This window comes from Streptomyces sp. NBRC 109706 (assembly GCF_000974485.1).
Classification (GTDB): Bacteria; Actinomycetota; Actinomycetes; order Streptomycetales; family Streptomycetaceae; genus Streptomyces.
In genome coordinates, this window is the sequence record NZ_BBOM01000005.1 from 1,140,440 (window position 1) to 1,154,396 (window position 13,957).

General features: G+C 69.9%; 14 protein-coding genes. 7 read left to right on the forward strand and 7 right to left on the reverse strand.

What is annotated here, in order from left to right; all coding sequences use genetic code 11:
• Positions 1-13: 13 nt before the first annotated feature.
• The 5 genes from AOM46_RS10060 (at position 14) to AOM46_RS10080 (ending at position 6,243) form a co-directional block, all read left to right on the forward strand.
• Positions 14-598, forward strand: a complete 585-nt coding sequence (locus AOM46_RS10060; RefSeq protein ID WP_062208343.1) for a hypothetical protein — start codon at positions 14-16, stop codon at positions 596-598.
• Positions 599-732: 134 nt separating this feature from the next.
• Positions 733-1,053, forward strand: a complete 321-nt coding sequence (locus tag AOM46_RS10065; protein ID WP_062208806.1) for a DUF2516 family protein — start codon at positions 733-735, stop codon at positions 1,051-1,053.
• Positions 1,054-1,141: 88 nt separating this feature from the next.
• On the forward strand, positions 1,142-1,762 hold the full coding sequence (locus AOM46_RS10070) for a DUF47 domain-containing protein (protein ID WP_062208346.1): 621 nt from the start codon (positions 1,142-1,144) through the stop codon (positions 1,760-1,762).
• Between the two features lie 7 nt (positions 1,763-1,769).
• Positions 1,770-2,768 carry an inorganic phosphate transporter gene (locus AOM46_RS10075; RefSeq protein WP_062208349.1) on the forward strand — a complete coding sequence of 333 codons (999 nt, stop codon included), beginning with the start codon at positions 1,770-1,772 and terminating at the stop codon, positions 2,766-2,768.
• A 163-nt stretch (positions 2,769-2,931) separates the two neighbouring features.
• Positions 2,932-6,243 (forward strand): S8 family serine peptidase, encoded by a 3,312-nt coding sequence (locus AOM46_RS10080; protein ID WP_234313701.1) that lies wholly within the window; start codon positions 2,932-2,934, stop codon positions 6,241-6,243.
• Positions 6,244-6,322: 79 nt separating this feature from the next.
• Here the strand turns inward: AOM46_RS10080 and pstB are convergent, their stop codons facing one another.
• Genes pstB through pstS form a run of 4 tightly spaced genes read right to left on the reverse strand, consistent with a single transcriptional unit; the run spans position 6,323 to position 10,326 of the window.
• Positions 6,323-7,102: a phosphate ABC transporter ATP-binding protein PstB gene (gene pstB / locus AOM46_RS10085; RefSeq protein WP_062208356.1), complete on the reverse strand. Its 780-nt coding sequence runs from the start codon at positions 7,100-7,102 to the stop codon at positions 6,323-6,325.
• A 13-nt stretch (positions 7,103-7,115) separates the two neighbouring features.
• The gene (gene pstA / locus AOM46_RS10090) at positions 7,116-8,204 is read right to left on the reverse strand and encodes a phosphate ABC transporter permease PstA (RefSeq protein ID WP_062208359.1); all 1,089 of its coding nucleotides are present in this window, start codon (positions 8,202-8,204) and stop codon (positions 7,116-7,118) included.
• Complete coding sequence (pstC, locus tag AOM46_RS10095) at positions 8,201-9,187, reverse strand: phosphate ABC transporter permease subunit PstC (RefSeq protein WP_062208362.1); 987 nt, start codon at positions 9,185-9,187, stop codon at positions 8,201-8,203. The genes pstA and pstC overlap by 4 nt, the downstream gene beginning before the upstream one ends.
• An 8-nt stretch (positions 9,188-9,195) precedes the next feature.
• Positions 9,196-10,326, reverse strand: coding sequence for a phosphate ABC transporter substrate-binding protein PstS (gene pstS, locus AOM46_RS10100; RefSeq protein ID WP_062208365.1), 1,131 nt, complete (start codon positions 10,324-10,326; stop codon positions 9,196-9,198).
• Positions 10,327-10,520: 194 nt separating this feature from the next.
• On the opposite strand from pstS, the gene AOM46_RS10105 reads away from it, so the two are divergent.
• Positions 10,521-10,919 (forward strand): metal-sensitive transcriptional regulator, encoded by a 399-nt coding sequence (locus AOM46_RS10105; RefSeq protein WP_078856647.1) that lies wholly within the window; start codon positions 10,521-10,523, stop codon positions 10,917-10,919.
• Positions 10,920-11,135: 216 nt separating this feature from the next.
• Here the strand turns inward: AOM46_RS10105 and AOM46_RS10110 are convergent, their stop codons facing one another.
• Positions 11,136-11,957, reverse strand: coding sequence for a hypothetical protein (locus AOM46_RS10110; protein ID WP_062208368.1), 822 nt, complete (start codon positions 11,955-11,957; stop codon positions 11,136-11,138).
• 82 nt (positions 11,958-12,039) lie between these two features.
• Here AOM46_RS10110 and AOM46_RS10115 point away from each other — a divergent pair, with 82 nt between their 5' ends.
• On the forward strand, positions 12,040-12,246 hold the full coding sequence (locus AOM46_RS10115; protein WP_078856648.1) for a hypothetical protein: 207 nt from the start codon (positions 12,040-12,042) through the stop codon (positions 12,244-12,246).
• Here AOM46_RS10115 and AOM46_RS10120 read toward each other — a convergent pair.
• Together AOM46_RS10120 and AOM46_RS10125 are read right to left on the reverse strand one after the other, a co-directional pair.
• Entirely contained in the window at positions 12,243-12,902 is a 660-nt protein-coding gene (locus tag AOM46_RS10120) for a phosphatase PAP2 family protein (RefSeq protein ID WP_062208371.1), read from the reverse strand. The genes AOM46_RS10115 and AOM46_RS10120 overlap by 4 nt on opposite strands.
• Positions 12,903-13,446: 544 nt before the next feature.
• Positions 13,447-13,917: a DIP1984 family protein gene (locus AOM46_RS10125; RefSeq protein WP_062208374.1), complete on the reverse strand. Its 471-nt coding sequence runs from the start codon at positions 13,915-13,917 to the stop codon at positions 13,447-13,449.
• Positions 13,918-13,957: the final 40 nt, after the last annotated feature.

Sequence of the window (13,957 nt, forward strand, 5' to 3'; positions counted from 1 at the left end):
GGGGAGGAACACCATGACCATCACCGACGATCTGCGGAAGACCCTGAGCGAGTCCACTCCGCTCTATGTCGCGGCCGGCACGGCCGATCTCGCGGCGGAGAAGCTGCGGGAGCTGCCCGCCACGCTGGAGCGGCTGCGCGCCGAGGCCCCGGAGCGGCTGCCCAAGCTGCGCGAGAAGGCGCAGGAGGTGGCGTTCACGGGAGTGGGCCTCGCCCTTGAGTACGCGGTGAAGGCGCGCGAGACCTACGACGAGCTGGCCGAACGCGGCCGCAGCGCCGTCGAACGACGCCGCACGCCCGAACAGGACGCCGAGGTCCGCGTCGAGCGCGAGCCGGTCATCACCGAGCCGGAATCCGTCACCGAGCCTGTCACCGAACCCGTCACCGAGCCGGTCACCGAGCCGGTCACCGAGCCGGTCGCGGCCGAAACGGAGGCGAAGCCGGTCGTCACCGAGCCGGAGCCCGTCACCGCCGAGGCCGCCGAGGCCGCCGAGGCCGAAACGGAGGCCCCGGCCAGCAAGGCCAAGGCGGCGCGCCGCCCGGGCGGCCCCCGCAGGGCCGCGCCCCGCGCGCCCAAGAAGATGCCGCCGAAGAACTGACACCCCCCGTGGGAAAGGTTTGGCGGGCCCGGCCGGGAGCAGGCATTACCGACGTGGGCTCTCGGCCGGTAGCGTGGAAGGCGACCTTCAGCAAACGGACATAGTGGGTGGCGAGCGTGTTTTTCGAGAAGTTCATGTCGCTGTGGTTCTATCTCTTCCTCGCGCTGCTGGTCCTCAGCGTCTACGCGCTGGTGCACGCGGCGCTCCAGCGGGAGGACGCGTTCCGGGCGGCCGACAAGCAGACCAAGCCGTTCTGGCTGGTGATCCTCGGCGTCACGGTCGCCGTGCAGCTGGCCATCCCGATGCTGCTGCTGGTGCTCGCCGGCACAGTGGCCACCATCGTCTACCTGGTGGATGTGAAGCCCGCGGTCACCTCGGTGACGCGCGGCGGCGGCCATGGCGGCGGCTGGAGCAGCAGCGACGGACCCTACGGCCCCTACAACGGCAACCGCTGAGCAGCTCGCTCCCGGAGAGGTTAGCCGTGGCTGGTTTCTGCCCTTAGCATCATCGGGACAACAGCCGCTGAATGCCAGAGGAACTGCCGTGCGCTTTCGCCTGACGCCGAGGGAGACCAGCTTTTACGAGCTGTTCGCCACCGCGGCCGACAATGTGCTCAGTGGCTCGAAACTGCTGATGGAGCTGCTGGGCGCCGACGCGGAGGCGCGGGTGGAAATCGGTGAGCGGATGCGCGCCGCCGAGCACGCCGGCGATGATGTGACGCATGCCATCTTCCATCAGCTGAACTCGTCGTTTGTCACCCCGTTCGACCGCGAGGACATCTACCGGCTGGCCTCGCTGCTCGACGACATCATGGATTTCATGGAAGAGGCCGTCGATCTGGTGGTGTTGTACAAGATCGACGAACTGCCCAAGGGCGTGGAGAGCCAGATAGAGGTGCTGGGCCGGGCGGCCGAGCTGACGGCCGAGGCGATGCCGAAGCTACGCACGATGCGCGAGTTGAACGAGTACTGGATCGAGGTCAACCGCCTGGAGAACCAGGCGGACCAGGTGCATCGGAAGCTGTTGGCGCAGCTGTTCAGCGGGGGCTTCGAGGCCATCGAGGTGATGAAGCTCAAGCAGATCGTGGATGTGCTGGAGGAGGCGGCCGACGCCTTCGAGTCGGTCGCCAACACGGTGGAGACGATTGTGGTCAAGGAGTCCTGAGCCCACTGTGGACACCTTCGCTCTGCTCGTCGTCATCGGTGCGGCGTTCTTCTTCACCTACACCAACGGGTTCCACGACTCGGCCAACGCGATCGCCACCTCGATCTCGACCCGCGCGTTGACCCCACGTATCGCGCTGGCGATGGCCGCGTTGATGAACATGGCCGGGGCTTTTCTGGGCTCCGGCGTGGCAAAGACCGTCAGCGAGGGGTTGATCGCCACCCCGACCGGCAAACAGGGCATGGTCATCCTGTTCGCCGCTCTGGTGGGGGCCATCTCCTGGAACCTGGTCTCCTGGCACTACGGCCTGCCGTCGTCGTCCTCGCACGCGCTCTTCGGCGGGCTGGTCGGGGCCGCGCTGGCCGGGAGTTCCACCGTGCACTGGGACGGGGTGCTCACCAAGATCGTGATCCCGATGGTGCTGTCGCCGCTGATCGGTCTCGTCCTCGGCTATCTGGTGATGGTCGGCATCCTGTGGGCGTTCCGGAAGGCCAATCCGCACCGGGCGCAGCGGGGTTTCCGGATGGCGCAGACGGTGTCGGCGGCGGGGATGGCGTTGGGGCACGGTCTGCAGGACGCCCAGAAGACCATGGGTGTGGTGGTGATGGCGCTGGTGATCGCCGATGTGCAGGACGAGAGCGACGCCATCCCGATCTGGGTGAAGGTGTCCTGTGCGCTGATGCTGTCGCTCGGCACCTATGCGGGCGGCTGGCGGATCATGCGGACCCTGGGGCGGCGGATCATCGAGCTGGATCCGCCGCGCGGTTTCGCGGCGGAGACCACGGCGGCCTCGGTGCTGTACTCGGCGTCGTACTTCTTCCACGCGCCGATCTCGACCACCCATGTGATCACCTCGGCGATCATGGGCGTGGGCGCCACCCGCAGGGTGAGCGCGGTCCGCTGGGGGGTGGCGGGGAGCATCGTGCGTGGCTGGTTCATCACCATGCCGGCGGCCGGCGGGGTGGCCGCGTTGGGCTACTGGCTGGTGCATCTGGTGGTCGGCTGAGCCGGCTCCCCGGCGTCGATGGTCACGGGAAGGTCACTTCTCCCCCGACGCTTCCTCACCAATTCCGCCCCGGATCCGATGGCAAGTGACTGGTCCTCCGACCGATGATCGGTTTGGGGGGATGGATGACGCCCCCTGTCAACTTCTGTCACCAGGGGGACAGTTGAAGATAGATCCCAAGAGGACTCGCAACCGGACGGTGGTCGCGGCCACCGCCGTGGCGCTCGCCATGACGGCGGGTCTCGCGGCCACGGCCGGAGCGGACGAGGGTGCGGCAGGGGCGGCGGGCCGGCTCCCGACGGTCGCCGAAGGGGACGCCGTCGGCGAACGGATCACATTGATCACCGGCGACCAGGTGATTGTCGGCCAGGGGGGTCAGGCCACCGGCCTGATCCCCGCCGAGGGCCGGGAGAACATCCCGACCCGCACCGTCCGGATCGGCGACAGCGTCCAGGTGCTGCCGGCCGATGTGATCCCGCTGATCCAGAACGGCACGCTCGACCGTCGCCTCTTCGATGTGACCGAGCTGAGCCGCGAGCAGTACCGCCGGGTCGACGGGCTGCGGCTGATCGTCTCCTACACCGGATCGGACCAGGGCGCGGCCGAGCTGTTCGCCGACGCCGACCCCGAGGTGGACGCCGACCTGGAGGCGGTCGACGGCGAGGCGCTGACCGTCGCCGACGAGGACCTGCCCGCGCTGTGGGCCGAGCTGACCCGGCCCGCCGAGGGGGTCGGCGTCCTGGAGGCGGCGCCCGGCATCGGTTCGGTCGCGCTGGACGGTCTGGTCACCAAGTCGCTCGACGTGAGCGTGCCGCAGATCGGCGCCCCCGATGCCTGGGAGGCCGGCTTCGACGGCACCGGGGTGACGGTCGCGGTGCTGGACACCGGCATTTCCGCTGAGCACCCGGACCTCGGCGCCGACAAGGTGGTCGCCGCACAGAACTTCTCCGAGTCGGAGCTGGTGACCGACCTCGACGGCCATGGCACCCATGTGGCGTCGACCGTCGCCGGCGTCGGCGACCCGTACACCGGGGTCGCGCCCGGCGCCCAGCTGATCAACGGCAAGGTGCTGGACGACTTCGGCAGCGGCTGGGAGTCGGACATCATCGAGGGCATGCAGTGGGCCGTCGACGAGGGCGCCGACATCGTGTCGATGAGCCTGGGCGGCTACGCCGGCAACGAGATCGACCCGATGGAAGAGGCCGTCAACACCCTCTCCGCCGAGAGCGACGCGCTCTTTGTGATCGCCGCCGGCAACGAGGGCCCCGGCGCCGGCACCATCGGCACCCCCGGCACCGCCGACGCGGCGCTGACCGTGGGCGCCGTCGACGACAACGACGAGCTGGCCGACTTCTCCTCGGTCGGCCCCCGGACCAGGGACGGCGCGCTGAAGCCCGATGTCACGGCGCCCGGCGTCGACATCGCGGCCGCCGGCGCCGAGGGCGCGGCCATCTGGGACTACGGCACCCCGGTGGACGACAGCCATGTGGCGATCTCCGGCACCTCGATGGCCACCCCGCATGTCGCGGGCGCCGCGGCGCTGGTCGCCCAGGCCAACCCGGAGTTGACCGGTCAGCAGGTGAAGGCGGTCCTCTCCGGCTCGGCCGTCACCGCCGAGGGCTACAGCGCGGTGCAGCAGGGCTCGGGCCGGATCGATGTGCCGGCCGCGATCTCCCAGACGGTGATCGCCGAGCCGGCCAACCTGAGCTTCGGCATCGTGCCCTTCCCGCACGATGACGCCGAGCCGGTCACCCGTGAGCTGAGCTACACCAACCTCGGCGATGCGGACGTCACGCTCCAGCTGAGCACCCACGCCACCGACCCCGAGGGCGCCGAGGCCCCCGAGGGGCTGTTCGGCCTGAGCGCGGACGAGGTCACCGTGCCCGCCGGGGGCACCGCCTCCGTCGAGGTGACGGCCGACACCTCCGTGGGCACGCTGTTCGGCGTGCACTCGCTGCACATCACCGCGACCGACGGCGCCGACACCGTGGTCACCACGGCCGGCGCGGTGGAGCGTGAGTCGGAGAAGTTCGACCTGACCGTCGAGTCGACGGACCGGTCGGGCGCCCCGACCGAGGAGTTCTACGCCACCGTCTTCAACCTGGACTCCAACGAGGCCTTCGAGGTCGCCGGGACCGACGGCAGCGGCACCATCCGGGTGCCCGAGGGCGAGTACGCCGTCGAGGTGTCGCTCTACCACCTGGACGAGACCGGCGAGGACCTGGCCGGCGTCGACTGGCTGGTCGCGCCAGGCGTCCAGGTCGACGGCGACACATCCGTCACCGCCGACGCCAACGACGCCGAGCTGATCGAGTGGACGGTGGCGGACGAGACCGCCGAACAGCTGGACCTCTCGCCCAGCGTCTCGTTCCTCGACGAGAACGGCGAGGCGTTCTACCTCAGCGCGTGGAGCGCCCCGGGTCTGCCCGAGGGGCTGCGCACCGCCCAGCTGGGCGAGGCCGGTTCGTACCAGGTCAGGGGTGACGCCACCGCCAGCTGGCTCGGCGCCGACGGCCAGGAGTACTACGCCGCGCACTCCAGCCCCGACGCGTTCTACACCGGTCTGACCGAGCACCTGGAGCTGTCCGAGACGGCCCGCGTCAACGCCGGCCTCGGCAGCTCGGTCGCGGACTCCGTGGGGCCGCTCTTCGTCTACCCGGAGAGCTCGTTCTTCGTGTCGGCCTACGCGTACGCGTTGCCGCGCACCGCGGAGCTCTACCTCCAGGAGGGGGTGGCCTGGGGCCTCGAACTGGCCGTCGACACCCCCGAGGTCTGGTACGCCTCGCTGAGCTTCGTCGACTTCGCCGAGTACACCGCCGGTGAGGTCTACGATCTGACGCTCAACGTGGGCGTCCACGGCCCGGCGGCCGACGAGGACGGGAACATCTACCGCGACGGCGACACGCTCTTCGGTTGGACCAACGCGTTCACCGACGGCGCCGGCAACATCGGTTCGAGCGACTTCGACTCGGCCGAGACCACGCTCTACCGGGACGGCGAGGAGTACGCCGTCGTGAACGAGCCGCTGGAGTGGGTGGAGTTCGAGGTGCCGGCCGACGAGGCCGAGTACGAGCTGGTGACCACCGTCTCGCGCGGCCCGTCGATCGCCACCGTCAGCACGGAGATCACCTCCGCGTTCACGTTCACCTCGGCGAGCACCGACGAGCTGACGGCGCTGCCGTTCAGCGCCGTCCGGTTCACCCCCGAGCTGGCGCTGGACAGCACGACCCCGGCCGGTGAGACGCTGACCGTGCCGGTGACCGTCCAGGGCTCGGCGGCCGACGAGCCGGCCTCGCTGGTCGTCTCGGCCTCGGTCGACGGCGGCGAGACCTGGGAGGAGGTCGAGATCGTCGACGGGGCCGTGGAGATCGTGAGCCCCGAGGCCGGCGGCAGCGTCTCGCTGCGTGCCGAGGTCGAGGACGGCGCGGGCAACACGCTGACCCAGACCATCATCGACGCCTACCGCACCGCCTGAGCACCACCCCGCACGACCGGCGGCCCGCTCCCCTCCTTGGCCGGAAGGGAGCGGGCCGCCGCCATTCAAGGGGAAACGCTCAGCCGAAACGGCCCGAGATGTAGTCCTCGGTGGCCTGCACGGACGGGTTGGAGAAGATCTTCTCCGTCTGGTCGATCTCGATCAGCCGGCCCGGCTGGCCGATCGCCGCCAGGTTGAAGAACGCGGTACGGTCCGAGACCCGGGCCGCCTGCTGCATGTTGTGGGTGACGATCACGATGGTGTACTCGGACTTCAGCTTGTCGATCAGATCCTCGATCGCCAGCGTGGAGACCGGGTCGAGCGCCGAGCAGGGCTCGTCCATCAGCAGCACATCGGGCTCGACGGCCGTGGCGCGGGCGATGCAGAGCCGCTGCTGCTGACCGCCGGAGAGCCCCGAACCGGGCCGCGCCAGCCGGTCCTTCACCTCGTTCCACAGGTTGGCGGCCCGCAGGTTGCGCTCCACCAGCTCGTCCAGCTCGGACTTGCGCCGCCCGCCGCCGTTGAGCCGGATGCCGGCGGCGACATTGTCGTAGATCGACATGGTGGGGAACGGGTTGGGCCGCTGGAAGACCATCCCGATGGTGCGCCGCACGGAGACCGGGTCGACGCCCGGGCCGTAGAGGTCCTCGTTGTCCAGCATCACCTTGCCCTCGACCCGGCCGCCCGGGGTGACCTCGTGCATCCGGTTGAGGGTGCGCAGAAACGTGGACTTGCCGCAGCCGGACGGGCCGATGAACGCGGTCACCGCGCCCGGCTCGATATGCATGGTGATGTCCTCGATCGCCCGGTGGGCGCCGTAGTAGGCATTGAGCCCGCTGACATCGATGCGCTTGGCCATGGTGGCACCTCTCCTAACGACCGGTCTTGGGGGCCTTCCAGCGGGCGATGCCGCGGGCGACCAGGTTGAGGATCATCACGAAGGCGATCAGCACCAGCGCCGCCGACCAGGCACGGTCATAGGCGGCCTCGGTGCCGTACGCCCACTGTTCGTAGACATAGAGCGGCAGCGAGGACTGGGCGCCCTCGAAGACATTGGCGTTGATCATGTTGTTGCCGAAGACCAGCAGGATGATCGGCGCGGTCTCGCCGGCGATCCTGGCCAGGGCCAGCATCACCCCGGTGGTGATCCCGCCGATGGCGGTGGGCAGCACCACCTTGAGGATGGTGCGCCACTTCGGGATGCCGAGCGCCAGCGACGCCTCGCGCAGCTCGCCCGGGACCAGCTTGAGCATCTCCTCGGTGGAGCGGACCACGATCGGCATCATCAGAATGGCCAGCGCCAACGATCCGGCGAAGCCGGAGTAGCCCAGGTCCAGCATCATGATCCACAGGCTGAGGACGAAGAGGCCGGCGACGATCGACGGGATGCCGGTCATCACATCGACGAAGAAGGTGATCACCTTCGCCAGCCGGCCCGAGCCGTACTCCACCAGATAGACGGCCGTGAGCAGGCCGATCGGGATGGCCAGCACGGAGGCCAGCGCGACCTGCTGCACCGTGCCCAGCAGCGCGTGGTAGATCCCGCCGCCGTCCTGCCAGCTGAGCACCCCGTTCATCGAGTGGGTCAGGAAGTACCAGTCGACGCCCGGCGCGCCCCGGGCGACCGTCTCCCAGATCAGCGAGGCCAGCGGCAGCACCGCCAGGACGAAGCTTGCCCACACCAGGGTGGCGGCCAGCCGGTCCACGGCCTGCCGGCGGCCCTCGACGGCCGAGGTCAGCAGGAAACGGGAGACGACGAAGGCCAGCGCGGCGATCAGCCCCCACTGCACCCGGCTCTCCAGGCCGCCCAACAGCCCGGCGGCCACGCCGAGCGCGACCGAACCGAGCAGCAGCGCCGCCACCGACCAGCGCGGCAGCCTGGGCGGACGCAGCGTCTTGGGGCGTACGTCGACGGTGCCGGTGGTTTCGGGGCTCTCCGGGGTCGTGGTGTCGTGGCTCATGCGTTGGCCCCCGAGTACTCCTTGCGACGGGCGATGATCAGCCGGGCGGCACCGTTGACCAGCAGGGTCAGCAGGAAGAGCACCAGCCCCGAGGCGATCAGCGCGTCCCGGCCCATCGACCCGGCCTCCTTGAACTGGCTGGCGATGTTCTGCGCGAAGGTGCCGCCGCCGGACTCCAGCACGCTGGCGTTGATCAGGAAGCTGGGCGAGAGAACGGTGGCCACCGCCATGGTCTCGCCGAGGGCCCGGCCGAGCCCCAGCATCGAGGCGCTGATCACCCCGGACCGCCCGAAGGGCAGCACGGTCACCCGGATCACCTCCCAGCGGGTGGCACCCAGCGCCAGCGCCGCCTCCTGGTGCGCCTTGGGCGTCTGCTTGAACACCTCACGGGCGACCGAGGTGATGATCGGCAGAATCATGATGGCCAGCAGGATGCCGACGGTCATCAGCGAACGGGCCGGGCTGCCGTCGTAGGAGAAGACCTTGGTCCAGCCCAGGAACTGGTCCAGCCAGTCGTACAGTCCGGTCATCCTGGGCACCAGATAGAGGGCGCCCCAGAGGCCGTAGATGATGCTGGGCACGGCGGCCAGCAGATCGATCAGATAGCCGATCGGGGTGGACAGCCGGCGCGGCGCGTAGTGCGAGATGAACAGCGCGATGCCCACCGCGATCGGCACCGCGATCAGCATCGCGATCACCGAGCTGACCACGGTGCCGAAGAGCAGCACCGCGATCCCGAAGTACGGCGGATCGGCGTTGGCCTCCCAGGCGAACGTGGTCAGGAAGTTGCCCTCGTTGGCCCGGATGGCGACCACGGCGCGGATGGTGAGGAACACCGCGATGGCGCCCATGATCACCAGCAGCGCGATGCCCGACCCCTTGGAGAGGTTGCTGAAGACCCGGTCACCCAGGCGGGTGGTGGCCCCGGCCGACCCCTCGGGCGGACGGGGGGCGGGCTCGATGTCCTTGCTCTTCGCTGTCATCTCCGGCCTCAGTCCATCGCCTCGACGCGTTGCCGCACCTGCTCGACGATGTCGTCGGAGATGGGCGCGTAGTCGATCTCGGCCAGCGCCCGCTGCCCCTCTTCGCCGGCGGTGTAGTTGAGAAAAGCCCTGGTCAGATCGAGCGTTCCGGGCGCGTTGCCCCGGTCGCAAACGATCTCGTAGGTGACCAGGACGATCGGGTAGACGCCGTCGGCCGTGGTCCCGTAGTCCAGTTGGAGTGCCAGGTCCCCGTCCTCGCCGACCACCTCCGCCTCGGCGATGGCGTTGGACGAGTTCTCCACGGTGGCCGCCACCGGCTCGTCGGCGCCGGTGTCGATCGCCACGGTGTCCAGCTCGTTCTGGTGCGCGTAGGACAGCTCGAAATAGCTGATCGCGCCCTTGTTCTGCTGCACCATGCCGACCAGCCCCGAGGAGCCGTCCGCCGACTGCCCGCCGCGACCGCGCCAGCTCTTGTCCGGCTCGTAGGGCCAGTCGTCCGGCGCGCTCGCGTTCAGATAGCTGGTGAGGTTCTCCGTGGTGCCGGAGCCGTCCGAGCGGTGGAACGGGGTGATCGCGAGGTCGGGGAGGTCGGCGTCGGGGTTGAGCGCGGCGATGGCGGGATCGTCCCAGCGGGTGATCCGGGAGTCGAAGATCCGGGCCAGCGTGGCCGCGTCCAGCGTCAGGTCCGACACCCCGGGGAGGTTGTAGCCCAGGGCGATGGGGCCGGCGGCCATCGGCAGATGGATGCCACGGCCCCCGTCGCGGCAGACCCGCCGGGACTCCTCCACCTCGCCGGGCGAGAGCAGCGAGTCGGAGCCGGCGAACGCGGTGGTGCCCTGCAGGAACTCCTGCACGCCGGCGCCGGACCCGGTGGCCTTGTAGTTGATCTGGCTGCCTTCACAATTGGCCTGGTAGGTGTTCACCCAGACCTCCATCGCATTGGCCTGGGCGCTGGAGCCCGAGGCCAGCAGGGTGCCGCCCGGGCCGCACTCAAGGCCCTCGATGGAGAAGTCCACCGCCCCGGGAAGGCCGGAGTTGTCATCCGTGCCACAGGCAGTGAGGGCCAGGGCGCCCGCCGCCAGCGCGGCGCCGAGGCTGAGCGCCCGCCGCTGCCGCCCGCTCGTGCGCGAAAGCTTCACTGTCGTTCGATCCTTCCCGTAACCGTTCTCACCTGAAAGTAGGTTGATCAGGTGAATCGACTTACGGTCAAAAGTGAATAGCAAATGAATCACGCAGGGCGGTCAGGTGGCCGGCAGGGTGCACGATACTGCCCGGTTGGCCGACGGTTCGTTACGCTATACCCATCAGGGGTATATGAGCAGAAGGCGGCACTATGACCACACTAGGGACGATCGACGGCCATGGCGCACCGGACGAGCGGCAGCCGGACGAGCCCACGCCGGACCCCGCCTGCCATGCCGGGCCGCCGACGGCCGAACCGGGTCAGGGCCCGCACGGCTACAGCAAGGACAAGGACGCCCACCTCAAACGGCTCCGCCGGATCGAGGGGCAGATCCGTGGCCTGCAGCGCATGGTCGACGAGGACGTCTACTGCATCGACATACTGACGCAGGTCTCCGCCTCCACCAAGGCGCTCCAGTCCTTCGCCCTCCAGCTGCTGGAGGAGCATCTGCGGCACTGCGTCGCCCACGCCGCCCAGGAGGGCGGCCCCGAGATCGACGCCAAGGTCAAGGAGGCCACGGCCGCCATCGGCCGAATGCTCCGCACCTGAGCCGCCGAACGCTCCGCGCCCGAGCCGCGCGGACCCCGGCCGTCGGCGTCCGCCCTCAGACCGTCGTGGAGCGCGACCGACTCCCCCGGCCCGGCGGCTGGAGCCCACCCGCCGGGGGCGCCTCCCAGGCGGAGCCCGGGGAGCCGCGAGTCCGCCACGGCCCGAGAGACCGCCGCCCGTGCTCGGGGCTCAGCGCTCAGGGCTAGGGGCTCGGCTTCAGGCGACGGCGCCCCAGTAGACGTCCTCGGGTGCCGGCAGCGCCACGTCGACGGTGACGCCGAAGCCGAAGAGCGTCACCGTGGAGGTCACCTCCACCGCCCGCAGGCCCTGCGCCAGGCTGAACTCGTGCCGCACCCGCCGGGGCGTGCCCTGGTCGTCGAGATAGGCGTCGAACGGGACCTCGGTGCTGGTGAAGCCGCCAACCGCGGCCGTCAGCTGCTCCCTGAGCCGCGCCGTGGCCGCGGCCTCGGCGGCCACGGCGATATCCGTCACCCCCCGGTAGTGCCGCACCGGCACCCCGTCCACGCTGGCCGCCCCCAGATCGTCCGCGCTGCGCACCCCGCGCAGCAGCTCGACGGCGGTGATCGGGTCCGTCGCGCCGCCGGTCACCACGTTCCCGTCCGCGACGCCGGCCACCTCGACCCGCACCCACTTGTCCGCCGGCACCCCGGCGCCGCGGTTCTTCATGAACAGCTCGCCCGGCGCGAAGACCTCGGTGACCGGCTCGCCCCGCTCCGGCGCCCCCGGATCGGGCGGCAGGGTCACCCGCAGTTCACCGAGGCCGCTCGTGTAGTCGAAGACGCCCTCGCCCTGGATGGTGAGCCGGGTGCCGCCCGAGGCCATCCGCATGGCCGTGCGGGTCTGCGACGAGCCGGACTCCACCAGCAGATCGGGCGCCGACCGCACGACGCGCAGCGGATCGTCCGACGACCGCCCGTCGGAGGCGGCCGTGCCGGTGCCGGAGCAGCCGCTGACCGCGAGCATCAGGGCCAACAGCCCACCCCAACCGAGCCCGGTCGTTCGCCGCCACACCACCATGAATCCCCTGGCCCTCCCGGAACCGCCGCTTCGGATGACTACCGACCTAACGAGGTCCTGGCGGGCCCGTTACGGTGGTGGGGTGGACGAGCAGGGTGCGGACATACCGAAGACGTCACCCGACGTCATCGGCGAGACACACCAGGTGGAACTCTACGAGCGCGGCCCGTTTCTGGCCTCCCGCTGCAGCTGCGGATGGTACGGGCCGGCCCGCCGCTCCCGGCCGCTCGCCAGGGACGAGGCCGCCGGACACACCCGCTCGGACGGCACCGACGATCCCGGAGGCTAAGCCGCCAGCCGTTCGCCCGCGCCGCGTTCCTGCTCCGGATCGTCCTCGGGCGGTCTGGCCAACCAGCCGAACCAGCCCACGCCGGCGACGGCCCGCACCAGCGGGGTCAGCAGCGCCATGCCCAGCGGGGCGAGCAGCAGCGCCACCGCCATGCCGAGCGCGAAACCGCCGACCACATCCGTCGGATAGTGCACCCCCATCAACACCCGGGCCGCGCCCTGCAACAGGGCCAACCCCAGCGCCACCAGACCCAGCACCCGGTGCACCAGGAACAGCGCCACCGCGATCGCCATCGCCACCCCCGCGTGATCGCTGACGAACGAGTAGCCGTCCTTGCCGTCCACCATCGGAATCAGCTCGGCATGACTGTCATACGGACGCGGCCGCGCGACAAAGGCGCGGATCGGCATGTTCGCCGACCACGCCAACCCGGCGGCCACCAGCGCCCAGCAGCAGCCGGCCACCGCCTGCGGCGCGTCGGACCGACGCCGCACCAGCAGCCAGCCGAGAACCACCAACGCCACCAGCACGAACGGCAGTCCGTACTCGCCGACAAAGGTGACGGCGTCTCGCATCCGGCCGGGCAGGCGCTCGGCGAGGCCGTTGATCTCGAAGAGGACGTCACGCTCGAAGTCCGGATTATCGATCTCAGCCATATGCCGTTGTGGCCCCTTCGTGCTGTGGGGGACCCTGCCAAGGCTGGCAGGGAAGAGGAGCCCCTGTTCCGGTACAGGTAACGCCCATGAGTTCCCCCGGAGTGCCTAGGTCCATCGAATGCGCGCGACAGCGTTATCGAACAGCAACGCCGCGCCGCACCGCGACCCGGTGGCACTGGCCAGTAGCGAACGGACCGTCACCAGACGGGTGTGGTCCGAGAAGGAGTACAGGCCCTCGCGTTCGCACCGGGATGCTCGGCACCCGTCCCGGCAAGCGCTGTTTCCGCCTGGATGTCACGATATGGAAAGCCCCGAACCCGCCCTCGTCGCCTCGGATCTGCACGCGGTGATAAGCCGTGCGTTGTGCACCTTTACTTGTTCGGCTGTGCTGAGCTGCACCGTAATCGAGGAATCGAACCCCAGCGTTGCTCTCCACGCACCTTAAGTGGGCCGGAAAACCGCCGGCCCCTCGGTCTGTGCACGCCTCCGAGCGACTACCTGCTCCATACCGTCATCGTCCCCGGGCCCTCGCCCGCCGGATCGGTCAGTCCAACAGATCGGCCTCCCAGTTGACGCGCTGGATGCGCACATCGAGCTCGCGAATCTCCCGGGCCAACGCATCGGCCTGGCCGCGCAGTTCGGCGACCGGGAGCGCCGAGAGCATCATCAGCTCGGAACGGAGCTGACGACCGTAGGAACGCTCACCCGCGCCCGCCGCCGCGTCCGCCGCGTCCGTGATCACCGAGTGGCGGAGCCGCAGCGTGTCCCGGCGCGCCAGCGCGTCGGTGAGGGTGCCGTCCTGGCCCATCTCCACCGCCGCGTTGGTCAGGTTGATCCGCCGGATCCATGTCTCCAGCTGGTCCAGTACCTCGCCCGTCTCCGCCAACAGCTGCGCCGCGTCCTCGGCGGGCGTCTCCCCCTCCTGGTACCGCGCGCTGCTGACGATCCGTGCCCGCAACTGCTCGACCCGACGCGTCGCCTCCGCGCGCTCCGCCAGCGCCTCGGCCAGCTTCATGGCCGCCCCCCGTTCCCCGTCCTGCTTGATGTCGCATGAG